The sequence below is a fragment of the Litchfieldella xinjiangensis genome, assembly GCF_000759345.1.
GTDB classification, from domain to species: Bacteria; Pseudomonadota; Gammaproteobacteria; order Pseudomonadales; family Halomonadaceae; genus Litchfieldella_A; species Litchfieldella_A xinjiangensis.
Genome location: NZ_JPZL01000001.1, coordinates 103,487 through 129,802, shown reverse-complemented (window position 1 = coordinate 129,802; position 26,316 = coordinate 103,487). Strand labels below are relative to the sequence as shown.

Genomic DNA, 26,316 nt, shown 5'->3' with positions numbered 1-26,316 from the left:
CGCACCATGCCACAGCATGGGGCAACACAGCGAAACGGCCGAATCATTACCAAGGGTAACAGGTCTGTGCCATGGTGCCAGTTTCGGTAACGCTTCAGCCGGATTGGCCTTGTCTATCCGGCGTTTAACGTGACGTTCCGGATGGGAAAGCGCAGTTCTTAACGGGTAGAATGAAGCCAGTTTTGCAAAGGAGCCTGCGATGCCAGCCAATGTACCGCGAGACGTCGACCTTCTGATCGAGGCTCGCTGGATTCTACCCATGAGCGATGGCCTTCCGACCTTGGAGAACCACGCGATTGCCGTTCATGACGGCCGTCTTTTAGGCCCTTGGCCCCAGGCCGAAAGTGCCTTGCATGTACGGCCCGAGCGTGTCGTTCGCCTCGAGCATCATGCACTGTTACCCGGGCTGATCAACGCACACAACCATGCGGGCATGAGCCTCATGCGTGGCTTTGCCGATGATCTGCCCTTGATGACGTGGCTCAATCAGCATATCTGGCCGGCCGAATCGGCCTATGTGACCCATGAATTCGTCGCAGACGGCACGCGGCTGGCCTGTGCCGAAATGCTGCGCGGGGGGACGACGACGTTTGCCGATATGTATCTGTCGCCCGAAGCGGTCGCCGAGGTGGTGGCTCCGTTGGGCATGCGCGTGCAGTTATGTACGCCGCTGATCGATTTCCCGACCCCATGGGCACCGGACTTCACCACGGGGCTGATGAAGACCGATGCGCTGCGCGACCAGTTGGCGGGCTATCCTCGAATCTCCTTGGCATTGGGGCCTCACGCACCCTACACGGTCGGTGATGCGAGTCTCGATCGTTTGCTTGAAACGCAGCATCATCTCGGTCTGCCGATACAGATGCACGTGCACGAGACGGCTGATGAGGTGGAGCGCGGCATGGCCCAGGACGGTAAGCGGCCCCTTCGTCGCCTGTTTGATGCCGGCCTGCTTGGGCCGCATTTCCAGGCGGTACACATGACGCAGATTGACGATAGTGACCTGGAAATCCTGTGCGAAACAAAGACGCGTGTCATCCATTGCCCCCAATCCAACCTCAAGCTGGCCAGTGGCTTTTGCCCTGTCGCCCGCTTGCTCGACAACGACATTGCAGTCGCGTTGGGGACCGATGGCGCCGCCAGTAACAACGACCTCGACATGTTCGATGAAATGAAGTGTGCAGCCTTGCTGGCGAAGGGGGTCAGCGGCGACGCCGCCGCCTTGCCCGCCATGGCGGCGCTGGCCATGGCAACACGCGAGGGCGCCAGGGTACTCGGCATGGAGTCACACCTCGGCCGTTTGCAGGAGGGCTTCGAGGCCGACCTCATCGCCGTCGACCTCGACAAGATCAATAGCGTACCGGTACACCATCCGGCCTCGGCCATTGTCTATGCCGTCAATAGCCAGCAGGTCAGCCATGTCTGGATTGGCGGAGAGGCACATGTCGTGGATGGCCAGCTGACATCGTTGGATAGTGACGCTATCGTCGCTGAAAGCCAGCGCTACCGAGACATCATGCGGCACTTTCCAGCACAGGGAGATCACTGATGGATAATGTTACGAGCAATCCCCACCACGCCAATGTGGATCGGGTCGAGATCGCCAAGTTCGAATCCCTGGCGAGCCAGTGGTGGGACCAGGAAGGCGATTTCAAGCCCCTGCACGACATCAATCCGCTGCGTCTCGATTTCATCGACTCCCGGGCCGGTCTGGCTGGCAAGAAAGTCATCGACGTGGGTTGTGGTGGCGGCATTTTGAGTGAAGCAATGGCGCATCGTGGAGCCACGGTCACCGGTGTCGACATGGGCGAAGCACCTCTGGCCGTCGCCCGGCTGCATATGGCCGAGAGCGGGGTCGCCGTGGACTATCGTCAGGCCAGTGCCGAAGAGATGGCTGCCGCCCACCCCGGCGAATACGATGTCGTCACGTGTCTCGAGATGCTTGAGCACGTGCCAGACCCCCAGGCCGTGGTCCGCGCCTGTGCTGCGCTGGTCAAGCCCGGCGGGCATATCTTCTTTTCTACCATCAACCGCAATCCCAAGGCGTACGTCTTTGCCATCCTGGGCGCCGAGTATGTATTACGCTTGTTACCGCGGGGTACGCACGATTACGAGAAGTTCATTCGTCCTTCCGAACTTTCCGCATGGTGCCGTGCAACAGGCTTGAAAGTCGGCGAGCAGACGGGGTTGGTCTATAACCCCGTGACTCGCCATTACCGCCTCAACTCCCGGGACGTCTCGGTCAATTACATGATGCATTGCCGCCTGGAGATGCCGGTGTGAATCCAGACGACAGCCGACTGCCTCTGGGCCTGTTGTTCGATCTCGACGGTACGCTGGTGGACACGGCGCCGGACTTGGCCCGGGCGACCAACGCCCTGCGCGCCCACCACGGCCTGGAGGCATTGCCTTATGCCACGATACGCGCCCAGGTCTCGAATGGAGGGAGTGCCCTGGTGACCTTGGCGCTGGGGCTCGAAAAGGACACAGCCGGTCACGATGAAGCCCGAAACTTTCTCCTCGCGGCCTATGGCCGTGAGGTGGCCGTCGAGAGCCGGGTGTTCCCCGGTCTGGAGCGGCTATTGGAGGCATGGTCTCGTGAACCTCGAGGCTGGGGGATCGTCACCAATAAGCCGCGGGCGTATGCCGCGCCATTGCTTGAAGCGTTGCAGGTTTCGCCAGGCGCATTGCTATGCGCCGATGATATGCCGGTCAAGAAACCTTCCCCGGAACCGCTGTGGGAAGCAGCCCACCAATTAGCCCTCCCCATCGATCAATGCTGGTATATCGGGGACCATCGCCGCGACATGGAAGCCGCGAAAGCCGCAGGTATGCTGGCCGTAGCCGTAGGGTACGGTTACCTCGAAGAAAGCGAGGATCACGCCAGCTGGCCGGCTGATGTGTGGTACGCAACGCCAGAGGCGCTCGTGGAGGCGCTGTTAAAGGACGCATAGCCCCCCATCCTAGGGTTCCAGTACAAGAAAACGCCCCAAGCGGGGCGTTTGAAGGGGCTCGATATGATTATTGCCGAGGCGGCTGGGCATCGAAGCGTTGACCGTTATGTCCTCGGCTGTCTGGCCCCATCAACCACAGATAGGTCGGCATGATATCGGTGGGGATTCGCAACAGTTCGGGATCTTCCGCGGGATAAGCATCCTTGCGCATCTGGGTACGCGTCGCACCGGGATTCAGTGTGTTAACGCGCAAATGCCCCAAATGCTCGATTTCGTCCGCCAGCACTTCCATGAACCCTTCTGTCGCGAACTTCGAGACGGAATAGGCCCCCCAATAGGCTCTTCCCTTCCGCCCGACACCGGAGGAAGTGAATATGATGGAGGCGTCCTGAGAGGATTTCAGTAATGGTAGCAAGGCCTGGGTCATCCAGATGGGACCATTGATATTCACTTGCATGACTTGATCCCAGAGTTCCGGATTGTACTGCTCAAAGGGCGTAATCCGCCCCAGCAGCCCTGCATTATGCAGGATGCCATCCAGGCGTCCGAATTCCTTGTCCAGCGTTTCGGCCAGCGTATGGAAGTCGTTGAGGGTCGCCCCTTCAAAGTTCAACGGGAAAATAGCAGGCTGGGGGCCACCCCCTGCCTCGATCTCGTCGTAGACGCGTTCCAGCTTGGCAATGGTTCTGCCCAGCAGGATGACCGTTGCGCCATGTTGCGCATAGGCCAGCGCGGCAGCGCGGCCTATGCCATCGCCGGCCCCAGTGACCAGAACGACACGATCAGCGAGCAAGTCGCCAGGCGCCTGGTAGTCAATCATGCAACTCATCGATGCTCCTTCACGAACCCAAGCTACTGCGACTGGTTGAGGAAGTCATTGGCCATGCCTGCCGCACTACTATCGGGGTAATCGTCCCGCACCCGGGTCAAAAGCTCACGACTGGCATCGGGTTGACCCTGCCTGGCACGCAATAGCCCAAGCTTGTACAAGGCATCGGGTACCTTGTTGCTTTGCGGGTGGTCATTGATCACTCGCTGGAAGGCGTTTGCCGCCGGCTCAAGCTCGGATTGCGCCGAGTAGAGTTCGCCGAGCCAATAGTAGCCATTGGCCGTCAACGAACTATCGGGGAAGTTGTCGACGAACGACTCGAATGCCTGTATGGCTGCAGGGAAGTCACGGTCCTGGACATGCTGGAAGGCCTGTTGATAGGCGGCCTGGGCATTGCTGTCACCACCGGAACGCTGCGCAGACGCTGCGACATCGCGTGCTGCATCGCTGGGTACTTCCGCTTCAGGCGGGTTGCCGCTCAAGTTGCCACCACCTCCGGCAGTGATGCGTTCCTCAAGATCGACATAGCGTTCCTGGGAAACGCGCCGCAACTGCTCGAGTTGGTGCCTTAACTCCTCGAGCTGGCCTCGAAGCTGCTGGATTTCCTGCTGGTTTTTCTGCAGCTGATTGAAAAGCACCAGGTTGCCCCCGGCCTCTTCGCGAACTTGCGTCTGGTTATAGAAGCTCTGGGGTTGCTGCTGACGATCCGAGAGATCTTCCACAACAGGGGCGGCCCATACGGACAGCGGGAGCACCAGGGCTCCCGCGCCGCACAGTCCTTTCAGACTGTGTTTCATGTTCTACTCCCTTTGGAGCCGTTGGTTAGGCGGGCTTCAGTAGGAGAATACCACGCGACGATTCTGAGCATAGGCATCTTCGCCTTGTCCGCGAGCCGCCGGACGCTCTTCACCGTAGCTGACCACTTCGACCTGAGACGGGGAAACGCCCTGAACGCTCAGGAACTGCTCCACGGACTTGGCGCGACGCTCGCCCAGGGCCATGTTGTATTCACGGGTACCGCGCTCGTCGGTGTGACCTTCGAGAACCACTGTCGCATTACCGTTGTTACGCAGGTACTGCGCATGCGACTGGAGAACCGACTGGAACTCGCTGCGAATCTGGTCACTGTCGAAATCGAAATAGATGGTGCGCTCGCTGGGGATGCGCGAATCTTGGCTTCCACCCTGCATGGACGATCCGGACTGCTGGCCGGACGTACCTGCCCCTTGACCCGAAGCAGAGCCATAGCCGCTACCAGCCCCGCCTTCCATGGAACCGTCCTGAGTACCGCCGCTGCTGGAGCAGCCGGCCAAAACAGCGAGGGACAGCGCAACTGCCAGACTCTTCGCGTACGGCTTGAATTGCATGTTTGTCGACTCCTTATTAGGAACGTATGACAATAATGACGAATTACGTCAGTTCAAAAACGGTGACCATGCGGGCTCGCGAACGTCACCTTGCGCTGAGGGCAGACGGAACGAGGCTCTGCCATCGGCCGACACTGCTCCCAGCACCCCGCTACTTCCTTGCTGGGTGGCGAAGATTACCATGCTCCCATTGGGCGCGACACTAGGCGATTCATCCGCACGCGAATCTGTCAACGTTACCAGGCGATCGGTATCCAGATCCTGACGAGCCACTTGGTAACCGTTGCTACCACGATGGATCAGGAACAGGCTTTCGCCATCCGGTGAGTAACGACCACGTGCGTTGTAATTGCCAGTAAAGGTTATGCGTTCCGCCTGCCCGCTGGCAATATCGAGGCGATAAAGTTGCGGCCCGCCACTGCGATCCGACGTGAATACCAGGCTACGCCCATCGGGTGCCCAGCTCGGTTCGGTATCGATGGCTGAATTGTTGGTGAGCCGTGTGAAGCTGCGGTCCCCGATATTCAACACGTAGATTTCTGGCTGGCCGTCCTTGGATAGCGTCATCGCCAGCTGACGGCCATCGGGTGACCATGCAGGCGCACCGTTGAGCCCTTCGAAAGACGTGACACGTACGCGCTGGCTCGAGGCCAGGTTCTGTATATAGATGGCCGGGCGCCCGCTCTCGAAGGAGACGTAGGCCAACTTGCCGCCATCGGGAGACCAGGCCGGCGACAGTATCGGCTGACCGGAGCTCAGTATTTCCTGGCTATTGCGACCATCGGCATCGGCGATATACAAGGCATAGCGGATGTCGTCACCCACCCCTTGGGCCGTGACATAGGCGATGCTTGTCGAGAATGCGCCTCGCACACCGGTAATCGCTTCAAATATCTTGTCGCTGATGTGATGAGCCATGCGACGAAGGTCACCTGTCGTGTTCGTCAGGTACTCACCCAGCATACGGCTCTCACCATAGACGTCGAGCAGTTCGTACTGGATACGGTACCCGCCAGTTTCCGGTGTGACTTCGCCGACGACCAGATAGTCGCTATCTACCGCACGCCAATCGCGATAATTGACGCCCTCGCTACTAGAGGGCTGTGAAATCAAGGCATTCCGAGGCAATGGATCGAACTGACCACTACGTTCGAGGTCATCGCTGATGACCTGAGCGACATCTTCGGGTAATGCTCCCCCTCCGGAGGCAAACGGCACAATGGCAATCGGCGTCGCCCGGTCGCTGCCTCGCGTAATTTCGATGGTGAGATCGGCCTGGGCGGCCGAAGCCATCCACAGCAGAACCGCTCCTATCCCTAGGATCAAATAACGTTTCATCAGCGCACATCCCCTGGTTGGAATCTCAAATTGAATTGGCGGAACTGACTCTGTGCTGCTGCAGGCAGGCGACGGAGTTCGCCGAAAGGCTCAGCCCGACGAACCGCTTGCAGGGCCGATTGATCGAACGCACTGTCGCCACTACTTTGGCCGATGGAAGCTGCCAACAGCTCTCCGGAAGGCCCCAGCCTCACCGTCACTGTCACCGCCGCATTCTGGTCGCTGCCGGCAGGAATCGACCATGCCTGTTCCACGGCACGCCTCACCAGGTTGATGAAACCATTGGCAGCCTCCTGCGCCTGGCGGGCGTTGGCGACTGATTCGGATTCGCCCTCGATAGCCTGGTCCAGGCTTTGGCTGGCAGCCTCTGCCGCCCGTCGAGCCGCTTCCTGGCGCTGTCGCTCCTGTTCAGCCTGGCGTTGCCGTTCAGCTTCCTCCTGCTGACGTTCCTGCTCGGCTTCTTCCTGCTGACGCTGACGTTCCTGCTCGGCCTGCCGTTGACGCTCGGCTTCTTCCTCTTGGCGTTGGCGCTCCTGCTCGGCCTGACGCTGGCGTTCGGCTTCTTCCTGTTGGCGTTGGCGCTCCTGCTCGGCCTGACGCTGACGCTCGGCCTCTTCCTGTTGGCGTTGACGCTCCAGTTCTGCCTGACGTTGCCGTTCTTGCTCGGCCTGACGTTGTCTCTCGGCTTCCTCCTCCCGGCGTTGCGCCTGTTGCTCAGCCTCTTCAGCCCGTCGGCGCGCTTCTTCTTCAGCTTGCTGTCGAGCAGCTTCTCGTTCCTGCTGCTGTGCTTGGCGTCTGGCCTCTGCCTCGGCGCGCTCCTGCGCTGCCTGTAGCTCCTCTTGACGCTGTGCCTCGGCCTCTTCCGCGGCAGCTTGTTCGGCCGCCTCCTCTGCCTGAGCCTCCTCTGCCTGAGCCTCCTCTGCCTGAGCCTGCTCTTCTGCCTGGCGGGCTGCGGCCCGTGCCCTGGCCTCCTGGGCCCGTTGCGCCTGATCGGTCGTCGTCTCCGTACTCACCAGCGTAGCCTGTACGATGGATGTCGAGGGTTGCTCGACCTCATCCGCCGGCAGACTGATCACACTGAGCACGAAGATCAAAACGTGTAACCCGACAGCAAGAAGTGCCGGGAGGCCATAGCCTACACGTCGGTCGTGTTTGGCCATGCCGTATCCTTAGTTCTCATCAGCGCCCGAAGGCGGCTCGGAAATCAATCCGACGTTGCTTACGCCAGCAACCTGTAACGTGCTCATCAGTGTCACGACCTGCCCATAGGAAACATTGCGATCGCCACGCACCATGACCGGCGTATCGGGACGGCGGTCGAGTATGACAATGATGCGATCGGCGATATCGTCCAGAGAGACCGGTGTCTCCTCGTCCCCTAGCGACAGGTAATATTGCCCTTCGCGGTCCACCGACACGACGATTGGCTCACGGTCTTCCATCTCCTCGATCGGCTCCGAGGTGACCTGAGGTAGATCGACCTGTACGCCTTGGGTCAACATCGGTGCGGTGATCATGAAGATCACCAGCAGGACCAGCATGACGTCGATGAAGGGAACGACATTGATCTCACCCATCGGTTTACGGCTACTGCCGCGATGAAACGGTCCTTGCATGGTCGCTCCTCCTCAGGCCGCGCCGCTCTCGGCACGCCCCTGCAGATTACGGTGCAGGATGGAGTGAAACTCCTCGGAGAAATCTTCGTACTTGCCCAGTAACTTGCTAGATTCCGAGGAGAGGCGATTGTAGAAAATGACAGCCGGGATGGCGGCAAAAAGGCCCATCGCGGTAGCGATCAGGGCTTCGGCGATCCAGGGTGCAACGGTATTCAGTGTGGCAGCCTGGGCCAGCGACAGGCTCTGGAACGAACCCATGATGCCCCATACAGTCCCGAACAAACCGATGTACGGGCTTGCCGAGGCGACAGTTGCCAGAAATACCAGATGCAGATTCAGGCGCTCCTCTTCCCGTGACCAAGCCACGCGCATGCTGCGCTGAACCCCATCGAGGATGGCCTGGGGGCTCCGCGTCTTGGGTAGCAAGCGGTTGAACTCACGGAACCCTGCGCGAAAGATATGTTCGCCCCCCACGGTTTCCTGCTCGGCGGGCGTTTCCCGGTAGAGCTCATTGAGGTCGATACCTGACCAAAAACGTTCCTCGAACGCCTTGTGGGCTTGCTTGGCTCTTCGAAGCACGAAACTGCGTTGAAAAATGACGACCCAGGAGAGGATCGAACCCAACAATAGAATAAACATCACGATCTGAACCACGGTACTGGCGTTCAGGATCAGATGGGGTATGGACATGGAATCGTTCACGGGTGTCCTCGTCAGTCTTGCGGTTTGGCGTTGAGTGCCGCGGCAAGTGCCGCTGGCCAGCGTATTGGCTTGAGACGTGTCGCATCCAGGCAGGCAATCTCGACACTGGCCTCACATAGGGGTTCCCCACGGCATGTCACGTTTTGGATGAAGCGCATGCGGCAGGAACTCGCTTGCTCGACTTCGGCACTGACGAGTAACTCGTCATCGAGCCGGGCCGGCTTGGCGTAACGACAATCCAGGCGATGCACAACCAATTGGATGCCCGAATCGAGCAGTCCGCGCTGAGTGAAACCCAGTTTCTTTAGCCACTCACTGCGGGCCCGCTCCATGAACTTCAAGTAATTGACGTAATAAACGATGCCACCGGCATCGGTATCTTCGATATAGACCGTGATCGGCAGTGTAAAGGCGAGCGACATTATATTGCCCCCCCCTCCTGCGTGGCCTCTCCCATGGTCAGACCGAAATGCAAGTAGGCCTGACGCGTCACCACGCGTCCCCGCGCGGTTCGCATCATGAATCCCTGCTGGATCAGGTAGGGTTCAATGACATCCTCGATGGTATCGCGTTCCTCGCTGATAGCCGCCGCCAGCGAATCCACGCCGACCGGGCCGCCATCGAACTTCTCGATCATCGCCAAGAGTAGGCGTCGATCCATGTGATCCAGACCGTGGCTATCGACATGCAAGAGGTTAAGGGCCTGATCGGCAATGCTGGCATTCAGCTGCCCATTTCCCCGGACTTGGGCAAAATCCCGAACTCGCCGCAACAGGCGGTTGGCTATGCGCGGTGTGCCACGGGCTCGGCGTGCAATCTCCGCGGCACCGGCTCGGTCGGCATGGATGCCCAGCAGGCGTGCGGAACGAGCGACGATCTCGGTCAGGTCCTCTATACCATAGAATTCCAGTCGTTGAACGATACCGAACCGATCACGCAATGGAGAGGTCAACAAACCGGCGCGGGTCGTGGCACCTACCAGCGTAAACGGGGGCAGGTCGAGCTTGATCGAGCGTGCCGCAGGGCCATCACCGATCATGATGTCGAGCTTGAAATCCTCCATGGCGGGATAAAGGACTTCCTCGACCACCGGCGAGAGACGATGAATCTCATCGATGAACAGTACATCGCCCGGCTGGAGGTTGGTCAGCATGGCGGCAAGATCGCCCGCCCGCTCGAGAACCGGGCCCGAAGTGGACTTGATATCGACCTGCATCTCCGAGGCGATGATATTGGCCAGCGTGGTCTTGCCCAGGCCGGGCGGACCGAAGACGAGCGTATGATCGAGTGATTCGTCGCGCGCGCGGGCCGCACGGATGAATATGTCCATCTGCTCGCACACAGCGGCCTGACCGATATATTCGGCCAGGTTCTTGGGGCGTATGGCGTGGTCCACCCGCCCTTCGTCGCCCTGGGGCTGGGCCGCTATCAAGCGATCATTTTCGATCATGGGTCGTAACCTTCATCGCGTCGCGCCTCTCTTGCTTCATGCAAACCTGAGTGACCTATCCCGCCAGCTTGCGCGCCAGGGCTGCCTTGATCAGCGCTTCGGTGGGGAGCGAATCATCCAGGCCCGACACCAGGCGCGACGCTTCCGTCGGTTTATAGCCGAGCGACACCAGGGCCGCCTCGGCATCGGCCAGCGACGAGATACCCTGACTGCTCAAGGTCCCCTGGGGCTGTGCCGGATCGAGCCCGTGTTGCGACCAATGCGGGAAGCGATCACGCATCTCGATGACCAGGCGCTCCGCAGTTTTCTTGCCGACACCGGGCAGCCGTGTCAGAGACTTGACGTCGTCGTCCATGACAGCGCGTATGAATTGATCCTCATCCATGCCGGAGAGAATGGCCAAGGCCAGCTTGGGGCCGACACCGTTGACCTTGATCAATGCGCGGAAGAGCGTCCGTTCTTGCTCACGCAAGAACCCGAACAGGAGATGGGCGTCTTCGCGCACGGTGAGATGAGTGTAGAGATGCACCATTTCACCCATACCGGGAAGTGCCACCAGGCTCGTCATGGATACCTCGAGTTCATAGCCGATCCCCGCCACGTCAACGACGATCCAGGGGGGTTGCTTCTCGAGCAGCGTGCCGCGCAGGCGTCCGATCATGTAATCCGCACTATTATTCAATGATTGCAGGTCACTATACGCATCGCCTGAACGACTGACCAGCGATAGCGCAAACGCTGTTTGATAATGTGTTGAGGCCGGTAAAAACGTCAATATCAGTCTGGTCGGAAGTCACGCCAACGGCTGTGTCGTTGGCTCGAACGCCGTCCACCGAAGCTACCGCTGTGTACCAGACCTTGCCGGGCGTGGGCATGTGTCAGGGCGATGGCCAAGGCATCGGCAGCATCGGCCTGCGGTGTGCCGGACAGCCCGAGTATTGCCGTCACCATATGCTGTACTTGATGCTTGTCCGCGGCCCCGGTGCCGGTGACCGCTTGCTTGATCTGTCGCGGCCCGTATTCGCTCACCGGCAGCCCATGATTGGCCGCACAGACGATTGCCGTGCCTCGTGCCTGGCCAAGCTTGAGCGCAGAATCGGCATTCTTGGCCATGAATACCTGCTCGATGGCGAACTCTGCAGGACGGTGCACGGCAATGATCTCACTGATACCCGCATAGATCTGGGCAAGTTTTTGCGACAATTCACCAGGCTGGGTGCGTATGCACCCACTGGCCACGTACACAGGCTGGCTGGACGACACGTCAACAACGCCATAGCCCGTCAACCGCGAACCGGGGTCGATGCCGATAATCAACATGGGGCGTGCCCGACCCGCGAAACCTGGCCTGCCATTTTCTACTCCTTTACATGCAACACCGGCGCCCATTGGGCGCCGGTCGGGTTCATGGACTGGCTCGGGCAGGTCACTCGGCGGTCGGATCGACCTTGGCCTTCTGGCGAAGCCGGATGCTCAAGTCCTTGAGCTGCTCGGCGCTGACCTCGCCGGGTGCATCTGTCATGAGATCTGCCGCACTCTGGGTCTTGGGGAAGGCGATGACCTCGCGGATCGTCTTCGCCCCGGTCATTAGCATGACCAAGCGATCCAGGCCGAAGGCCAAACCGCCGTGGGGCGGCGCGCCGTACTTCAACGCGTCCAGTAGGAAACCGAACTTTTCCTCGGCCTCTTCCTGGCCGATGCCCAACACCTCGAAGACCACACGCTGCATCCCCTGGTCGTGGATACGAATGGAGCCGCCACCCAGCTCGGTACCGTTGAGCACCATGTCATAGGCACGGGAAAGCGCCGAAGCGGGGTCTGCCTTGAGCTCGTCCGGGGTGCATGATGGTGCAGTGAAGGGATGGTGCAGAGCCGACAGGCGGCCCTTGTCATCCGCCTCGAACATGGGGAAATCGACGACCCAGAGCGGAGCCCATGCTTGGGTATAGAGCTCGAGATCCTCACCTAGCCTGACTCGCAGCGCGCCGAGCGCCTCATTGACGACACGCGTCTTGTCGGCACCGAAGAAGATGATATCGCCATCCTGGGCATCGACCCGATCAAGCAGGGTTTCGATGATCCCTTCCATGAACTTGACGATCGGTGACTGCAGCCCTTCGAGCCCCTTGGCGCGCTCGTTGACCTTGATCCAGGCCAGCCCCTTGGCACCATAGATGCCGACGAACTTGGTGTAGTCGTCGATTTCCTTGCGGGACAGCTTGGCGCCACCGATGACCTTAAGCGCTGCAACACGGCCGTCTTTGGCATTGGCCGGGCCGGAGAACACCTTGAAGTCGACATCCTTCATCAGGTCGTCGACATCGGTGAGCTCCAGAGGAATACGCAGGTCAGGCTTGTCCGAACCAAAGCGGGACATCGCCTCGCTGTAAGGCATCCGCGAGAATTCGGGCAACTCAACCTCGAGCACTTCCTTGAACAGCCCTCGCACCATGGACTCGGTGATGGCCATGATGTCGTTTTCGTTGACAAAGGAGGCCTCAAGGTCGATCTGGGTGAATTCTGGCTGCCTGTCGGCACGCAGGTCCTCGTCACGAAAACATTTCGCGATCTGATAGTAGCGATCGAACCCGGACACCATCAGCAACTGCTTGAACAGCTGCGGGGATTGCGGCAAGGCGAAGAAGCTGCCTGGATGGGTACGACTGGGCACCAGATAGTCCCGCGCCCCTTCCGGGGTCGCACGCGTCAGGATCGGCGTTTCGATATCCAGGAAACCTTGCCCTTCAAGATAGGCGCGGACGTGGTGCGAGATACGCGAACGCAGGCGCAGCTTGTCGATCATTTCCGGGCGACGCAGATCGATGTAGCGGTACTTGAGCCGCACTTCTTCGCCGACCTTGCCGTGTTCATCGAGTTGGAACGGGGGTGTGGCGGCGGTATTGAGGACTTCGACATCCTTGGCCAGCACCTCAATCAGACCGGTGGGCATATTGGGGTTTTGTGTTCCTTCGGGACGCATGCGAATACGCCCCTGAATGCGCAGCACGAACTCGTTTCGCGCTCGGTCGGCTGTCGCGAAGGCCTCGGCGGTATCGGGGTCGACCACGACCTGGGCAATGCCGTCGCGATCGCGCATGTCGAGGAAGATTACCCCGCCATGGTCACGGCGGCGATGAACCCAACCACACAGTGTGACCTGCTGGTCCACCAAGGTTTCGTTGAGCTGGCCGCAATAATGGCTGCGCATGTCAAATCCTGTTCTGTTGCGTTAGGGAAAATTCGTTACATGCCGCTGGGGCACAAAGCCAGCCAGCGGCATGGCATCACGCCGCGGAGCCGCTCTCCGAGCTGGCGGCTGGCTTGGCTGAGGCCTTGCTGTCACTGCCACCGTCGCCGGCGAGATTCTTCTTGCTCCCCGACTTGAAATCGGTTTCATACCAGCCGCCCCCGGCCAGCCGGAACCCGGCGGCGGAAATCAGGCGTGATAGCTCGGAAGCGTGGCAATTCGGACAATCGGTCAGCGGTTGTGCGCTGATCTTTTGGATTTTTTCCAGACGATGGCCACAGGCCTTGCACTCATATTCATAGATCGGCATGGTTTTCATCCCTTGGATACGAAAGCGCCTGCAGAAACGCGAGATTGGATTTCGCGTGGACACTGACGGCAACTGGCAATATGTGGCCGCTCGTCATAGTTTCCAAGCTAGGCTCGAAAGCCGGTTATTATAGCGTGTTGCGCCCCCTGGCGGGCAAGTTGACACGGCCTATTGCCAAGTAAAGAAAAAGGAACCCACTCCATGAAAGCCGTGATACTCGATAGTGCCACGCTTGGCGACGATATCGATCTCTCGCCGCTGCGCAAGGAGGTCGATGATCTCGCTGTTCATCCCACCACTGCGCCCGAGGATCGATTGGAACGTCTGCGCGGTGCCCAGGTCGCCATCGTCAACAAGGTCGTGCTCGATGCGGAGCTGCTCGATGCCCTGCCCGATCTCGAGCTGATCTGCGTATTGGCGACCGGCACCAACAATATCGACATGCAGGCCGCCGAACGAAACGGCGTTGCCGTACGCAATGTGACGGCCTACGGCACCCAGAGTGTGGCACAGCACACATTGATGCTGATGCTGGCACTAGCCAATCGGTTACCGCTTTACCAGCGTGACGTTGCCGCCGGAAAATGGAATGACAGCGCCTTTTTCTGCCTGTTGGGTCACCGTACCCTGCAGTTGGCTGACAAGCACCTTGTCATCGTGGGACAGGGTGAATTGGGTCGACGCGTCGCCTCCCTGGCGGAAGCATTCGGCATGAAGGTCACATTCAGTGCCAGGCCGGGCAACGAAGCAAACGACCGGCGCCCGTCGTTGTCCGAGCTGGCCCTCCAAGCCGATGTCATCAGCCTGCATTGTCCACTTACCGAAGACACGCGCCACCTCATCGATAGCGACATGCTCGCACGCATGAAGCCAGGCGCGCTTCTTATCAATTGTGCCCGAGGGGGTGTCATCGACGAGGAAGCCGCACTCGTTAGCCTTCGCCAGGGCCAGCTTGGCGGGCTGGGTGTCGATACGCTGCCCAAGGAGCCCCCGAGGGAGGGTCACCCACTGCTGTCCGCGCTTGCCGACCCCCTCAATCTGATAACCACGCCGCACAATGCGTGGATCAGCCCCGAAGCTCGCGCCAACGTGGTCAAGCTGACGGTGGACAACCTGCGCCGCTGGCGCGACTCGCAAGCATGACATTGCCGCGGCGACAGGAGCAGCCATGATTTACAATTTTGGTTCGATCAATATCGACCATCTTTATCGAGTGCCCCACTTCGTGCGTCCGGGCGAAACGCTGGGCAGCACCCATTATCGCCAGGTGCTGGGTGGCAAGGGTGCCAATCAGTCGTTGGCGATTGCGCGTGCCGGCGGACGTATTACCCACTGGGGGCGTCTAGGTCATGGCGATCGCTGGGTCCTCGACACCCTGTCAGCAGCCGGGGTGAACACGGCGGAAGTAGAGCTCATCGATCACCCGAGCGGCCATGCCCTGATCCAGGTCGATGATCAGGGTGAAAACGCCATCATCCTCTTCCCCGGGGCCAACCATGGCTTCAGCAAGGAGCGTATCGAGACGTTGATCGAACAGGCCAACCCGGGTGACTGGCTCTTGCTGCAGAATGAATGCAATGGACTCGATAAACTCATGGCCAAGGCCAGTGAGCGGGATCTGCGCATCGCATTCAACCCAGCGCCGATGACCGATGACGTCAGCGATTTACCCCTCGAGAGTTGCCGCTTGCTGTTCATCAACCGAGGCGAGGCAACGGCGTTGGCTCGCGCCGATGACACAACGCCGCGCGACGAAGTCCTCGACCGACTGGCCAAACGCTTTCCTGACCTTGAGATCGTTCTTACGTTGGGCGGCGACGGCGTGTGCTATCAATCCTCCAGCCAACGATTGCATTTGACGGCGCATCGCGTCCAGGCCGTGGACACCACGGCCGCCGGCGATACATTCATTGGTTATTTTCTCGCCGCACGCCAGAAGGGGGACGACATCGAGACGTGCCTGCGACGCGCCAGCGCGGCGGCAGCCTTGTGCGTTCAACGTGCCGGTGCCGCCCCGAGCATTCCTGTGACCGGCGATGTCGAGGCGACTCGACGCGAATGGCCCAGCCTGACCTTGACCACGCAGTAACCCGACCCCACGAAAAGGACCAACGACGTGCCCTACCCGATCATCTTCGACACTGACCCCGGCGTGGACGACGCCCAGGCCATCGCCATCGCCCTGAGGCACCCCGATATCGAATTGCTGGGCCTGACGACAACCTATGGCAACGTCAACATCGAGACAGCCACGCATAATGCCTTGTTGCTCAGCGAGCTTGCCGGTCAGTCGATTCCAGTGGCTCAAGGTGCTGCAGCACCGCTTGCAAAGACCAAGTATCCGGCGCCGGCCTTCATCCATGGTGACAATGGGCTAGGCAATATCGAACTGCCGCCCGTCTCCGGCAAGGCCGTGTCGCAAAGCGCGGCCGAGTTCATTGTCGATACGGTGAATGCGCGTCCCGGTGAGGTCACACTGGTTGCCGTCGGACCCTTGGGTAACCTGGCAGCCGCCCTACAGCTCGATCCAGGCATCATCGACAAGGTAAAGCACGTCGTGATCATGGGAGGGTCGATCAAGGAAGGCGGCAATGTAACGCCGGTGGCTGAAGCCAATATCTTTAATGACCCCCATGCCGCATCACGCGTGCTGACGGCTGGCTGGCCCTTGACCATGGTCGGCCTGGACGCCACGCATCGATGCGTACTGAACCCTGATCATATGGAAGCCATCGCAGCGGGACAGGGCGAATTGGGCAAGGTGCTCGCGGGAAGCTATGCCTTTTACGCCGAGTTCTATCGGGGTGCTCTGGGCATCGACGGGTGCTGTCCGCACGACAGTTGCGCCCTTGCCTGGCTCATCAAGCCGGAACTCTTCACCACCACCAAGGGCCACTTGACCGTGGTCACCGATGGTGACGCCGAAGGCCAGACGGTATTCGCACCCGCCGGCCGCCCGTTCATCGATTCTCGCTGGAATCGCACACCGACGGTCGAGGTGTGTACCGGTGCGGACGGCGGAGCCATCGTCGAGTGGATCGTCGATACCCTTAAATAATCGCTGTCAGCAGGTTACGAAGGCGTCGTGTTCATGACAGTCGACGCCTTCCAGTTCGACATGGGTCACCCGCGCCTCGGGCGGCCCCTGCCATAGCCACTGGGCGACCCGATTCACCTGGGTTCCCTCACCGCAAAGCATGACTTCAACCCGGCCGTCGGGAAGATTCTTGGCATACCCCGTTACCTTGGCCTGTAGGGCCTGGTCCTGAGTCGCCTTCCGGAACGAGACACCTTGTACCTTTCCACTCACTACTGCCTTGACGCAACACGTTGCCATTGAACTCTCCTTCGCTTCTAGGCTCCACTTCATTCATTGCTCTGTCAGCAGCTCTCGCTTGACCAATACCGCCGCGTTGCGCGGAATGATGGGCCGCCCCCTGGCCTGCAAGTGGCACTTGGTGAAGGCCGCACCCAATAACAGGATCAACGAAGAGTAATAGACCCACAACAGGATAAGCACGACGGACCCGGCGGCCCCATAGGTTGAGGCGGTTGCGGTATAGGCCAGATAAGCGGCTATCGCGTTGCGCCCCAGCGCGAACAATACCGCGGTGACGATGGCGCCAAGCAACACATCGCGCCAACGCAATACGACATCGGGCAATATCTTGAAGATGGCCGCGAACAGCGCCACGATCACCGCTAACGAAATCAGCGATTCGGCGAGACTGAGCAGGATCCCGGTGCCTGGCAGGATATCATCGGCCACCTCGAGCAAGGCGCGCAGAACAATGCCAAACGCCAGGGACACCATCATGATGAAACCGATGGCAAACACGACGGCCAGGGACAGTGCGCGGTTTCGAAGGAACTGAATGAAGGTGTTGCCCGATGGCTTGGCTGTCACACCCCACAACATGTTGAGCGAAAACTGCATCTGGGCGAATACCGTCGTCGCACCGATCAAGAGTGCCGCCACCCCCATGACGGTAGGGAATAGTCCCGATTCCTCGATACGTGACTGGGCGACTGCCTGCTCAATGGCGGTAGCCGCTTCGGTACCCAACGTATCTTGCAATTGAGCGACGATCTGGCCTTGGGCTGCATCCTCGCCCAGGACCACCCCGATCACCGTCACAGCGATAATCACCACCGGGGCCAGGGAAAACAACGTATAAAATGCCAGCGAGCCGGCATAGCTGAAGGCATTGCGCTCCAACCAGAGGTTCACGGCATCCCTGACGACATGCCACCAGAAAATGACCCTTCCCTTGTACACGCTGACTCCTTATTTTCGTTTTACCCTCTACAGGATACGCAACAATAAGGAGAGTCGCAGTCAATCAAGGCCTTATCCAACGCTCTGTCGCATTGCAGCAGCGCAGGGAGACGCCGATAATGACCTAGCCCACCCATAGCCAAGCCGGGAACCACATGGCAACTCAGCCCGAGCCCTATCATCACGAGCGCCATCCCGATTTCGATTGTCTGGTCTTCATCGGCCGGTTTCAGCCTCCTCACCTGGGGCATCTTGCGGTCATCCACGAAGCGTTGAAGCGCGCCCGACAAGTGATTGTTCTGGTGGGCTCAGCCTGGCAGGCACGTTCCGTGAGGAACCCTTGGAGTTTCCTCGAGCGAAGCGAAATGATCCGAAGCTGCTTTAACGCAGACGAGAACGCCCGTCTTGAGGTCGAGCCTCTACTCGACGCGCTTTACAATAACGACGTTTGGGTCCGCGATGTTCAGCGCAAGGTTCGAGATATCGCAACCCCCCGCCATGGACGCTTGCCTCGCATCGGCCTGATCGGAGCCAGCCGCGGGCAATCCAGCTATTATCTCAGCCTTTTTCCCCAATGGGAGTCCGTCAGCGTCCCGCTGGTCGAAGGGATTTCCGCCAGCCAGATACGTGAACGGCTGCTATGTTCCCCAACCTCGACAAGCGATTATCTTTCGAAGGATGCCGCTCACGACCTGCCCGCCTGTATCCACGAAGCGTTGCACCTGTTCGTGCAGCGAAACGATGCCTGGAAGCAGCTCATCGAAGAGCAGGCACTCCTTCAGCAATACCGACAGGCTTGGGCAAACGCGCCATATCCCCCTATCTTCGTCACGGTCAACGCCGTCGTCGTCCAGTCGGGCCATGTGCTGCTGGTCAAGCGTAAGGCGGCTCCCGGCAAGGGGCTTTTGGCATTACCAGGCGGGTTCATCCATCCTCATGAACGTCTCATGGATGCCTGCCTCAGGGAGTTGCGCGAGCGAGTCCGACTCAAGGTGCCCGAACCGGTCCTGAAAGGATCACTCAAAGGCCAGCGTTTATTCGACGAGCCCCATCGCAGCTGGCGAGGACGCACCCTGGCGGAAGCTTTCTATTTTGCCTTGCGTCCCGAGCAGCGACTTCCTGAGATCAAACCGGCCAAGGGCGGAGACACAGCGCGTTGGGTCGCCCTGGCCGACCTCGAACCTGAAACGCTTTTCGAGGATCACTTTTTCATACTTCAGAATTTCCTGGGGCTGCCGACGGATTTCATCAGCGGCTAGTTGGGCGTAGCGGCCCCCTCGGGCGTAGCACTTACGCAGTCGATCTGCTCACGCGTGCAGGAAATCACGGGGTAACTTCATCATCTGGCGCCACAGGCGCTCGACCCCGGGTTTATGCACCAAGGAACAGCGGTACAGCCGGATCTCGAGCGGGACATCCCAGGCGCTGTCAGCCGCCCTCACCAGCCGACCACTAGCCAGCTCTTCTCTAATGCAGAAATCGGGGATCCAGGCCATCCCCACCCCCTGCATCATCATGCCCTTGAGCCCTTCCGCCATGGCAGTTTCGTATACGGTGCGCAAACGCAAGCGAACCGGATCGTTCTTGAGCAGCATGCGCACACTCCTCCCCAGGAAGGCGCCCTGCGTGTAAGCCAGATAGGGGATCGGTGCATCACCGTCGAGAGGAAAGCGCGGCTTACCATCCTCGTCAGGCTGACACACCGGGATCATCTTGACCTGGCCAATGGAAAAAGACGGAAACACCTCGGCATCGAGCTGCATGCTGGCATAGGGATCGTAGTAGCCAAGCATCAGGTCGCAGTTGCCTTCTCTCAACACATGGATGGCGTCCCCGACATTCATGGCAACCAAACGTGTCGGCAACTCGCCCAGCCCTTTCTGCAGCCTCGATATCCATCGGGGATAAAAGGCCAGCGCCAGTGAATGGGCGGCAACGATGTCCAGAGCCTCGTTGGCCATGGTCAGGCCCCGCAGATGCCCCAGACACTCATTCAATTGCTCGACGAGATTGCGCGCAGTGACGAGGAACAATTGACCTTCGGGTGTCAGGCCAATCGGGGTCGTCGAGCGATCGACGAGCGTCACGCCCACGGCCTGCTCAAGCGAGCGTATACGACGGCTGAAGGCGGGTTGCGTGACATGACGCTGACGCGCCGACGCGGAAAAACTACGGGTATTGGCCAGCGCAACGAAATCTTCCAGCCACTTGGTCTCGAGGTTCACCGCAACTCCGATGGGGTGTCGGGAAAGACACTTAGTTTACGTAAGGGCGCGCTAAACGACCATGGGCATGTCGAACTGCTGCAATCGACTGTCGCTACGCCTCATTGAACGGGCGAGAGAAGGTAAGCGGCGCGCGAAACCAGTTTCTTCCAAAGGGGGCGCTCTTTGAGTTCTCGGTAGCTGACCTCACGGCACGAGGCAAAGTCACGTTCCAGCATGTGCTGTACATCCGCTGCGAAATCGATATCGGGCACGAAGGCCGTTACCTCGAAATTCAGCCGGAACGAGCGGTTGTCGAGGTTCACTGTACCCACGGTCGCACTATGGTCATCGATCAGCATCACTTTCTGGTGCAGGAACCCCGGCTGGTAGCGATAGACCTTGACCCCGGCCCGCACCATGTCAGGCAGGAAGGCAAAGGCGGACAGGAATACCAGCAGATGGTCCGGGCGCTCGGGGATCATGACACGTACATCCACACCCCGCAGGGCAGCTAGGCGCAAGGAGTCCTGAACGCCCTGGTCGGGAACGAAATAGGGACTGGTCACCCAAAAACGCTCCCGAGCGTTGTGAATGGATTGCTGTACCAGCAGGCTGGCCGTCTCCTGCTGATCGGCGGGGCCAGAGGGAACGATCACCACATTCTGGCATTCGACACACGGAGCCATGGGTGTCCAAGTCAAGCTGAGCACATCGCCAGTGGCCCAGTGCCAGTCTTCCCAGAAAGCTTCCTGGAGGCCGAGTGCACTCGGGCCCGTCAGCTTCAAGTGTGTATCGCGCCAGGGCCCATGACGTGGATCCTCGCCCAGGTATTCCACTCCGACATTGAAGCCGCCCAGCCAGCCGACTTGGCCGTCCACGACCATAATCTTGCGATGATTGCGAAAGTTGAGCTGAAAGCGATGGCGAATACCCCGAGATGAGTTGAATGCATTCACTTCAACGCCCGCATCGATGAGGTCAGTGAGATAACCGTCATTGAGGTTATGACAGCCAACTTCGTCGTATAGGAAATAGACGCGCACACCCCGGTCGGCGGCATGCACGAGTCGTTGCTTGAATTCCAGGCCCAACCGATCGTTTCGCACGATGAAGAACTGGACGAGGAGATATTCTTGCGCGGATTCGATACCCGCGAACAAGCTGGCAAACGTATCCTCGCCGTCGACGAGGAGCTCGGCTCGATTGCCGCTGGTCAGCGGCATCTTGGCCAATTGCTCGATCGCCCGCGAGTCCCCGCGCGACGTGGTGGCCAGGTAGGGTTCGGTCAGACTGCGATGACGATCCAGCACGCGCCGCAGCACGGTATCGCGTTGACCGCGCGCAGAAACATAGCCATAGAAGCGTGGCCGACCGAAAACCCAATAGGCCGGCAGCGCTGCATAGGGGAAGGTGACCAGAGAGATGATCCAGGCGATCGCCCCCTGGGAAGTCCGGCTCGACATGAGCGCGAGGACGGCGGAAATCACCCCAAGCAGGTGGATCACGAAAATGGCAAACCCTACCAACGTCGAGGTCATATCGCTCCCGTTCAGTTCCGTCTGCCGAATGCTGGCGGTAACCAGGTTACCGTCATGCTACCGCCAGCATGCCTTCCTTAGGCCTTCTCGGCGATGATTTCCTTCCATTTGGCGGGACCGGTCTGATGAACCGACTCCCCTCGGCTGTCTACGGCCACGGTGACCGGCATGTCTTCGACCTCGAATTCGTAGATGGCCTCCATGCCGAGGTCCTCGAAACCGACCACACGCGATTTCTTGATGGCCTGGGCCACCAGATAGGCTGCGCCGCCAACGGCCATCAGATAGGTCGCCTTGTGATCGCGTATCGCCTCGATGGCCTGCGGCCCCCGCTCTGCCTTGCCGACCATGCCCAGCAGGCCGGTCGCTTCGAGCATGGTGCGGGTGAACTTGTCCATGCGTGTCGCCGTGGTGGGGCCTGCCGGACCGACGACCTCATCGCGTACCGGATCCACCGGACCCACGTAGTAGATAAAGCGACCCTTGAGGTCCACCGGCAATGATTGGCCCTTGGCGAGCATATCCGCCATGCGCTTGTGCGCAGCATCACGACCGGTCAGCAGCTTGCCGTTGAGAAGCAGCGTGTCACCCGGCTGCCAGGTCTGCGCTTCCTCGGGTGTGACCGTATCGAGATTGACGCGCTTGACGTTCTCGCCCACTTCACGGGTGATCTCCGGCCAATCCTCGAGCTTGGGTGCAGGCAGCTCAGCGGGGCCGGTGCCATCGAGGGTAAAGTGCACGTGACGGGTCGCAGCACAGTTGGGAATGATAGCCACCGGCTTGTTGGCAGCGTGCGTCGGATAATCCTTGACCTTGATATCCAGTACGGTTGTCAGGCCGCCCAAGCCCTGCGCACCGATGCCGCTGCGGTTGACCTTGTCGAATAGCTCCAGGCGCAGCTCCTCGGCTCGATTGCTGGCGCCACGGGCCTCAAGTTCCTGGATATCGATGGGGTCGAGCAACGACTCCTTGGCGAGCTCCATGGCTTTCTCGGCGGTGCCGCCAATGCCGATGCCCAGCATGCCGGGCGGACACCAGCCAGCCCCCATCTTGGGCAACTGCTCGAGCACCCAGTCGACCACGCTGTCGGAGGGATTGAGCATGGCGAACTTGGACTTGGCCTCGCTGCCGCCGCCTTTAGCTGCCACGTGAATCTCGACCGTATCGCCGGGCACCAGCTTGTGGTGAATGACCGCCGGCGTATTGTCCTTGGTATTGGCCCGCTTGCCGTCAGGGTCGGCCAGTACCGAGGCGCGCAGGACATTGTCGGGGAGATTGTATGCGCGACGTACGCCTTCGTTGATCATGTCGTCCAGGCTCATCTCGGCATCCCACTGCACCTTCATGCCCACATGGACGAAGACAGTGACGATACCGGTGTCCTGGCAGATCGGGCGGTGGCCGGTGGCGCACATGCGCGAGTTGATCAGGATCTGTGCAATGGCATCCTTGGCCGCCGGGTTCTCTTCCCGCTGGTAGGCGCCATGCATGGCGTCGATGAAATCCTTGGGATGGTAGTACGAGATGTACTGGAGGGCGTCGGCTACGCTCTGGATCAGATCGTCCTGGCGGATCACGGTCATGAGGAAGGCGCTCCTGGGCTATGACTAAGGGCTGCAAGCGCCGTCAGGAAGCGCTGGCAAGCCTGGTGGCGGCGAATTATACCTCAACTCGCCGAGTTGGGTTACTCCACCAGGCTTTCCCATGTCATCCCAATGTGAGCAGCTGTTCCTTGTATTGGTGAATACGATCCCGCAGTCGTGCCGCTTCCTCGAACTCCAGGTTCTGGGCGGCTTCGAACATGGCGTCTTCGAGACGCGAGATTTCGCGCGTCAACGCTTCCCCGCTCAGCGGCTCCTGCTTGTTGCTGTCGTAGACGGCATCGCGTTCTGCCACGAGTCGCTCGGTGCGCTTGCGACTGCCCTTCTTACCCGGCGTCTGTGCCCCTTCCATGATATCCGCCACAGATTTGGTCACCGTGCGCGGCGTGATGCCATGTTCTTCGTTGTGGGCGATCTGCTTGGCTCGCCGGCGCTCGGTCTCGTCAATGGCACGACGCATGGAATCGGTGATGCGGTCGCCGTACAGGATAGCCTTGCCGTTGGCGTTACGTGCCGCACGGCCGATGGTCTGGATCAGCGAGCGTTCAGCCCGCAGGAACCCCTCCTTGTCCGCATCGAGGATCGCTACCAGCGATACCTCGGGGATATCGAGACCTTCACGAAGCAGGTTGATCCCCACCAGGACATCGAACTTGCCCAGGCGCAGGTCGCGAATGATCTCGACACGCTCTACGGTGTCGATATCCGAATGCAGGTAGCGTACGCGAACGTCGTGTTCATCGAGAAACTCGGAAAGGTCCTCTGCCATGCGCTTGGTCAGCGTCGTGACAAGTACCCGCTCACCGACGTCGGTACGCAGACGAATCTCGGAGAGTAGATCATCCACCTGTGTCGAGGCCGGCCGCACTTCGATCTCGGGATCGACGAGCCCCGTCGGGCGCACCACCAACTCGACCACCTGCCCCGCATGCGACCCCTCGTAGGGCCCGGGTGTGGCCGATACGAATACCGCCTGGGGGCAGATACGCTCCCACTCCTCGAAGGTCATCGGCCGATTATCCAGTGCCGAAGGCAGGCGGAAGCCGTATTCCACCAGCGTCTCCTTGCGTGAGCGGTCGCCTTTGTACATCCCACCGACCTGCGGCACGCTGACGTGGGATTCGTCGATGAACAGCAGCGCATCGGCGGGCAGGTAATCGAAAAAGGTCGGCGGCGGCTCGCCGGGCGCACGCCCCGACAGGTATCTCGAGTAGTTCTCGATACCGTTGCAATAACCCAATTCGTGCATCATCTCGATGTCGTACATGGTCCGCTGCTCGAGACGCTGGGCTTCGACCAGCTTGTCATGCTTGCGCAGCCACTCGAGGCGCTCGGCAAGCTCCTCCTTGATTCGTCCGGCGGCCTCAAGGATCGTTTCGCGCGGCGTGACGTAGTGGCTCTTGGGGTAGATCGTCATGCGCGGTAGCTGGGCGCGCACTTCACCGGTCAACGGGTCGAACAGCCGAATCGAATCGATCTCGTCATCGAACAGTTCCACACGTACCGCCTCCTCGTCCGCATCGGCCGGGTAGATATCGATGACATCGCCGCGGACGCGATAGGTGCCGCGCCGGAAATCCATATCGTTGCGGGTATATTGCAACTCGGCCAGCCGGCGCAGGAAGGAACGCTGGTCGATGAGTTCCCCCCGATTGAAGTGAAGACGCATCTTCAGGTACTGATCCGGATCGCCCAATCCGTAGATCGCCGACACGGAGACCACGATCAAGGCATCGCGTCGCTCGAGCAGCGCCTTGGTGGCAGACAGGCGCATCTGCTCGATGTGATCGTTGATCGAGGCATCCTTCTCGATGAACGTGTCGGAGGACGGTACGTAGGCCTCAGGCTGGTAATAATCGTAATAGGAAACGAAATATTCCACGGCGTTGTCGGGAAAGAACGATTTGAACTCCCCATACAATTGCGCCGCCAAGGTCTTGTTGGGCGCCATGACGATCGTGGGCCGCTGCAAACGCTCGACGATATTGGCCATGGTGAAGGTCTTGCCGGAGCCGGTTACCCCGAGCATGGTCTGGTGGGCCAGGCCGGCGTCGAGGCCTTGAATCAGGCGATCGATTGCCCGGGGCTGATCCCCGGCGGGCTTGAATTTCGAGTTAAGCGTAAACGCTTTGCTCATTAGGGCTTGTTCTCCAGCAGTCCACCGGATAATGCGGACGTCATCATTCCTGGCGGGTGGTAATCTCGACGTTCGAGGTCGTCATGAGACGATGGATGGGACAGTGATTGCTAATCTCGCTAAGACGCTCGCGCTGCTCCTCGGTCAGGTCGCCGTGGAAACGCATCGCCACGTCCAGCCGGTAGACACCATGACGCTCCTCGCGTTCATCCCTGGCTACCGTTACCGTGACACCCTCTAGCGGCCATCCCTTGCGCTGCGCGTACATACGTGCCGTGATGGCCTTGCACGCACCCAAGGCAACGTCGAAATAATCATGCGGGTCGGGTGCCGTCTCTTCACCACCAACGATATGCGGCGCATCGACCATCAGGTCCTCGAACCCGGCGATTTCAGCACGCTGTCGATATTTGCCGTCTCGTTCGCTGAGGATGGTAATACTCATTACTTCACCTTGACGCCCAAGGCCTGTACGACGCGTATCAGTTCCTCGCGTCTCACATGCCCTTCGACATCGGCACCGTGACGACCTACTTCGGCGCTTTCCACCCCGTCCACCATCATCAAGGCCGTGGTGATACGATTGACGAGATCGGCGCTGTCGACGTTTTCGAATCCCAGGGAAACTTGGGCCATGGTCCTTCCTGCTGGTTTGCTTTCAGTCAGTCTATCACGGCGGGAGCACACGAAAATGGCTTGAACTTACGCGGCTCGCCCCCATTCCTATACATTAGGCCAATT

Annotated in this window: 28 protein-coding genes; 7 read left to right on the top strand and 21 right to left on the bottom strand. The window is 59.8% G+C overall.

The annotated features are described in order from the left end of the window. Positions 1–199: 199 nt before the first annotated feature. Genes JH15_RS00580 through JH15_RS00570 form a run of 3 tightly spaced genes read left to right on the top strand, consistent with a single transcriptional unit; the run spans position 200 to position 2,954 of the window. On the top strand, positions 200–1,549 hold the full coding sequence (locus tag JH15_RS00580; RefSeq protein WP_043525980.1) for a TRZ/ATZ family hydrolase: 1,350 nt from the start codon (positions 200–202) through the stop codon (positions 1,547–1,549). Then, on the top strand, positions 1,549–2,283 hold the full coding sequence (gene ubiG, locus JH15_RS00575) for a bifunctional 2-polyprenyl-6-hydroxyphenol methylase/3-demethylubiquinol 3-O-methyltransferase UbiG (protein WP_043525977.1): 735 nt from the start codon (positions 1,549–1,551) through the stop codon (positions 2,281–2,283). Before JH15_RS00580 ends, ubiG begins: the two co-directional genes overlap by 1 nt. Beyond that, entirely contained in the window at positions 2,280–2,954 is a 675-nt protein-coding gene (locus JH15_RS00570) for an HAD family hydrolase (protein WP_043525975.1), read from the top strand. The genes ubiG and JH15_RS00570 overlap by 4 nt, the downstream gene beginning before the upstream one ends. 67 nt (positions 2,955–3,021) lie before the next feature. On the opposite strand, the gene JH15_RS00565 is transcribed toward JH15_RS00570, so the two are convergent. The 13 genes from JH15_RS00565 to JH15_RS00505 form a co-directional block, all read right to left on the bottom strand. Continuing rightward, positions 3,022–3,783 (bottom strand): YciK family oxidoreductase, encoded by a 762-nt coding sequence (locus tag JH15_RS00565; protein ID WP_043525972.1) that lies wholly within the window; start codon positions 3,781–3,783, stop codon positions 3,022–3,024. 23 nt (positions 3,784–3,806) lie between these two features. Further along, the gene (ybgF, locus tag JH15_RS00560) at positions 3,807–4,580 is read right to left on the bottom strand and encodes a tol-pal system protein YbgF (protein ID WP_043525970.1); all 774 of its coding nucleotides are present in this window, start codon (positions 4,578–4,580) and stop codon (positions 3,807–3,809) included. Positions 4,581–4,616: 36 nt separating this feature from the next. Continuing rightward, complete coding sequence (gene pal, locus JH15_RS00555; RefSeq protein ID WP_043525967.1) at positions 4,617–5,150, bottom strand: peptidoglycan-associated lipoprotein Pal; 534 nt, start codon at positions 5,148–5,150, stop codon at positions 4,617–4,619. A 48-nt stretch (positions 5,151–5,198) separates the two neighbouring features. Then, positions 5,199–6,488, bottom strand: a complete 1,290-nt coding sequence (tolB, locus tag JH15_RS00550; protein WP_043525965.1) for a Tol-Pal system beta propeller repeat protein TolB — start codon at positions 6,486–6,488, stop codon at positions 5,199–5,201. After that, positions 6,488–7,648, bottom strand: coding sequence for a cell envelope integrity protein TolA (tolA, locus tag JH15_RS00545; RefSeq protein ID WP_043525962.1), 1,161 nt, complete (start codon positions 7,646–7,648; stop codon positions 6,488–6,490). Before tolA ends, tolB begins: the two co-directional genes overlap by 1 nt. Positions 7,649–7,657: 9 nt before the next feature. Further along, positions 7,658–8,104 (bottom strand): protein TolR, encoded by a 447-nt coding sequence (gene tolR, locus JH15_RS00540; protein ID WP_043525961.1) that lies wholly within the window; start codon positions 8,102–8,104, stop codon positions 7,658–7,660. Positions 8,105–8,116: 12 nt separating this feature from the next. Next, positions 8,117–8,806 carry a protein TolQ gene (gene tolQ / locus JH15_RS00535; protein ID WP_043525959.1) on the bottom strand — a complete coding sequence of 230 codons (690 nt, stop codon included), beginning with the start codon at positions 8,804–8,806 and terminating at the stop codon, positions 8,117–8,119. Between the two features lie 11 nt (positions 8,807–8,817). Then, positions 8,818–9,228, bottom strand: a complete 411-nt coding sequence (gene ybgC / locus JH15_RS00530; protein ID WP_043525957.1) for a tol-pal system-associated acyl-CoA thioesterase — start codon at positions 9,226–9,228, stop codon at positions 8,818–8,820. Then, positions 9,228–10,256 (bottom strand): Holliday junction branch migration DNA helicase RuvB, encoded by a 1,029-nt coding sequence (ruvB, locus tag JH15_RS00525; protein WP_043525955.1) that lies wholly within the window; start codon positions 10,254–10,256, stop codon positions 9,228–9,230. Before ruvB ends, ybgC begins: the two co-directional genes overlap by 1 nt. 55 nt (positions 10,257–10,311) lie before the next feature. Next, entirely contained in the window at positions 10,312–10,917 is a 606-nt protein-coding gene (gene ruvA, locus JH15_RS00520; protein ID WP_043525952.1) for a Holliday junction branch migration protein RuvA, read from the bottom strand. 116 nt (positions 10,918–11,033) lie between these two features. Next, the gene (ruvC, locus tag JH15_RS00515) at positions 11,034–11,576 is read right to left on the bottom strand and encodes a crossover junction endodeoxyribonuclease RuvC (protein ID WP_043525949.1); all 543 of its coding nucleotides are present in this window, start codon (positions 11,574–11,576) and stop codon (positions 11,034–11,036) included. 106 nt (positions 11,577–11,682) lie between these two features. After that, the gene (gene aspS, locus JH15_RS00510; RefSeq protein ID WP_043525948.1) at positions 11,683–13,464 is read right to left on the bottom strand and encodes an aspartate--tRNA ligase; all 1,782 of its coding nucleotides are present in this window, start codon (positions 13,462–13,464) and stop codon (positions 11,683–11,685) included. 76 nt (positions 13,465–13,540) lie between these two features. Beyond that, the gene (locus JH15_RS00505) at positions 13,541–13,813 is read right to left on the bottom strand and encodes an FmdB family zinc ribbon protein (protein WP_043525946.1); all 273 of its coding nucleotides are present in this window, start codon (positions 13,811–13,813) and stop codon (positions 13,541–13,543) included. A 201-nt stretch (positions 13,814–14,014) separates the two neighbouring features. Here JH15_RS00505 and JH15_RS00500 point away from each other — a divergent pair, with 201 nt between their 5' ends. The 3 genes from JH15_RS00500 to JH15_RS00490 are packed head-to-tail and all read left to right on the top strand — an operon-like array spanning position 14,015 to position 16,871. Next, the gene (locus JH15_RS00500; RefSeq protein WP_043525944.1) at positions 14,015–14,956 is read left to right on the top strand and encodes a D-2-hydroxyacid dehydrogenase; all 942 of its coding nucleotides are present in this window, start codon (positions 14,015–14,017) and stop codon (positions 14,954–14,956) included. 25 nt (positions 14,957–14,981) lie between these two features. Beyond that, entirely contained in the window at positions 14,982–15,902 is a 921-nt protein-coding gene (locus JH15_RS00495; protein ID WP_043525942.1) for a ribokinase, read from the top strand. Between the two features lie 27 nt (positions 15,903–15,929). Continuing rightward, positions 15,930–16,871 (top strand): nucleoside hydrolase, encoded by a 942-nt coding sequence (locus JH15_RS00490; RefSeq protein ID WP_043525939.1) that lies wholly within the window; start codon positions 15,930–15,932, stop codon positions 16,869–16,871. A gap of 6 nt (positions 16,872–16,877) precedes the next feature. On the opposite strand, the gene yccX is transcribed toward JH15_RS00490, so the two are convergent. After that, positions 16,878–17,150, bottom strand: a complete 273-nt coding sequence (gene yccX, locus JH15_RS00485; protein WP_043525937.1) for an acylphosphatase — start codon at positions 17,148–17,150, stop codon at positions 16,878–16,880. Positions 17,151–17,183: 33 nt separating this feature from the next. Next, positions 17,184–18,092 carry a YihY/virulence factor BrkB family protein gene (locus JH15_RS00480; RefSeq protein WP_043525935.1) on the bottom strand — a complete coding sequence of 303 codons (909 nt, stop codon included), beginning with the start codon at positions 18,090–18,092 and terminating at the stop codon, positions 17,184–17,186. Between the two features lie 155 nt (positions 18,093–18,247). On the opposite strand from JH15_RS00480, the gene JH15_RS00475 reads away from it, so the two are divergent. Continuing rightward, positions 18,248–19,351 carry a bifunctional nicotinamide-nucleotide adenylyltransferase/Nudix hydroxylase gene (locus JH15_RS00475; RefSeq protein ID WP_043525933.1) on the top strand — a complete coding sequence of 368 codons (1,104 nt, stop codon included), beginning with the start codon at positions 18,248–18,250 and terminating at the stop codon, positions 19,349–19,351. Positions 19,352–19,399: 48 nt separating this feature from the next. Here the strand turns inward: JH15_RS00475 and JH15_RS00470 are convergent, their stop codons facing one another. The 6 genes from JH15_RS00470 to JH15_RS00445 all read right to left on the bottom strand — a co-directional run bounded on the left by JH15_RS00470 (position 19,400) and on the right by JH15_RS00445 (position 26,211). Beyond that, on the bottom strand, positions 19,400–20,317 hold the full coding sequence (locus JH15_RS00470) for a LysR substrate-binding domain-containing protein (RefSeq protein WP_043525931.1): 918 nt from the start codon (positions 20,315–20,317) through the stop codon (positions 19,400–19,402). Positions 20,318–20,418: 101 nt separating this feature from the next. Beyond that, positions 20,419–21,837 carry a cardiolipin synthase gene (cls, locus tag JH15_RS00465; RefSeq protein WP_043525929.1) on the bottom strand — a complete coding sequence of 473 codons (1,419 nt, stop codon included), beginning with the start codon at positions 21,835–21,837 and terminating at the stop codon, positions 20,419–20,421. Positions 21,838–21,914: 77 nt separating this feature from the next. Beyond that, positions 21,915–23,420: a fumarate hydratase gene (locus tag JH15_RS00460; protein WP_043525927.1), complete on the bottom strand. Its 1,506-nt coding sequence runs from the start codon at positions 23,418–23,420 to the stop codon at positions 21,915–21,917. 124 nt (positions 23,421–23,544) lie between these two features. Further along, positions 23,545–25,575 (bottom strand): excinuclease ABC subunit UvrB, encoded by a 2,031-nt coding sequence (uvrB, locus tag JH15_RS00455; protein ID WP_043525925.1) that lies wholly within the window; start codon positions 25,573–25,575, stop codon positions 23,545–23,547. A gap of 43 nt (positions 25,576–25,618) precedes the next feature. Next, positions 25,619–26,020 carry an OsmC family protein gene (locus JH15_RS00450; protein WP_043525923.1) on the bottom strand — a complete coding sequence of 134 codons (402 nt, stop codon included), beginning with the start codon at positions 26,018–26,020 and terminating at the stop codon, positions 25,619–25,621. Beyond that, positions 26,020–26,211 carry a hypothetical protein gene (locus tag JH15_RS00445; RefSeq protein WP_043525921.1) on the bottom strand — a complete coding sequence of 64 codons (192 nt, stop codon included), beginning with the start codon at positions 26,209–26,211 and terminating at the stop codon, positions 26,020–26,022. The genes JH15_RS00450 and JH15_RS00445 overlap by 1 nt, the downstream gene beginning before the upstream one ends. Between the last annotated feature and the right edge of the window lie 105 nt (positions 26,212–26,316).

Coding starts and splice junctions, on each gene's coding strand:
- JH15_RS00565 (WP_043525972.1), bottom strand. CDS start 3,783: ATGAGTTGCATGATTGACTACCAGGCGCCTGGCGACTTGCTCGCTGAT.
- aspS (WP_043525948.1), bottom strand. CDS start 13,464: ATGCGCAGCCATTATTGCGGCCAGCTCAACGAAACCTTGGTGGACCAG.
- JH15_RS00450 (WP_043525923.1), bottom strand. CDS start 26,020: ATGAGTATTACCATCCTCAGCGAACGAGACGGCAAATATCGACAGCGT.
- JH15_RS00475 (WP_043525933.1), top strand. CDS start 18,248: ATGGCAACTCAGCCCGAGCCCTATCATCACGAGCGCCATCCCGATTTC.
- JH15_RS00460 (WP_043525927.1), bottom strand. CDS start 23,420: ATGACCGTGATCCGCCAGGACGATCTGATCCAGAGCGTAGCCGACGCC.
- ybgF (WP_043525970.1), bottom strand. CDS start 4,580: ATGAAACACAGTCTGAAAGGACTGTGCGGCGCGGGAGCCCTGGTGCTC.
- tolB (WP_043525965.1), bottom strand. CDS start 6,488: ATGAAACGTTATTTGATCCTAGGGATAGGAGCGGTTCTGCTGTGGATG.
- uvrB (WP_043525925.1), bottom strand. CDS start 25,575: ATGAGCAAAGCGTTTACGCTTAACTCGAAATTCAAGCCCGCCGGGGAT.
- JH15_RS00495 (WP_043525942.1), top strand. CDS start 14,982: ATGATTTACAATTTTGGTTCGATCAATATCGACCATCTTTATCGAGTG.
- cls (WP_043525929.1), bottom strand. CDS start 21,837: ATGACCTCGACGTTGGTAGGGTTTGCCATTTTCGTGATCCACCTGCTT.
- ybgC (WP_043525957.1), bottom strand. CDS start 9,228: ATGTCGCTCGCCTTTACACTGCCGATCACGGTCTATATCGAAGATACC.
- tolR (WP_043525961.1), bottom strand. CDS start 8,104: ATGCAAGGACCGTTTCATCGCGGCAGTAGCCGTAAACCGATGGGTGAG.
- ruvC (WP_043525949.1), bottom strand. CDS start 11,576: ATGTTGATTATCGGCATCGACCCCGGTTCGCGGTTGACGGGCTATGGC.
- JH15_RS00505 (WP_043525946.1), bottom strand. CDS start 13,813: ATGCCGATCTATGAATATGAGTGCAAGGCCTGTGGCCATCGTCTGGAA.
- yccX (WP_043525937.1), bottom strand. CDS start 17,150: ATGGCAACGTGTTGCGTCAAGGCAGTAGTGAGTGGAAAGGTACAAGGT.
- ruvA (WP_043525952.1), bottom strand. CDS start 10,917: ATGATCGGACGCCTGCGCGGCACGCTGCTCGAGAAGCAACCCCCCTGG.
- tolA (WP_043525962.1), bottom strand. CDS start 7,648: ATGGCCAAACACGACCGACGTGTAGGCTATGGCCTCCCGGCACTTCTT.
- JH15_RS00580 (WP_043525980.1), top strand. CDS start 200: ATGCCAGCCAATGTACCGCGAGACGTCGACCTTCTGATCGAGGCTCGC.
- ruvB (WP_043525955.1), bottom strand. CDS start 10,256: ATGATCGAAAATGATCGCTTGATAGCGGCCCAGCCCCAGGGCGACGAA.
- pal (WP_043525967.1), bottom strand. CDS start 5,150: ATGCAATTCAAGCCGTACGCGAAGAGTCTGGCAGTTGCGCTGTCCCTC.
- JH15_RS00500 (WP_043525944.1), top strand. CDS start 14,015: ATGAAAGCCGTGATACTCGATAGTGCCACGCTTGGCGACGATATCGAT.
- JH15_RS00445 (WP_043525921.1), bottom strand. CDS start 26,211: ATGGCCCAAGTTTCCCTGGGATTCGAAAACGTCGACAGCGCCGATCTC.
- ubiG (WP_043525977.1), top strand. CDS start 1,549: ATGGATAATGTTACGAGCAATCCCCACCACGCCAATGTGGATCGGGTC.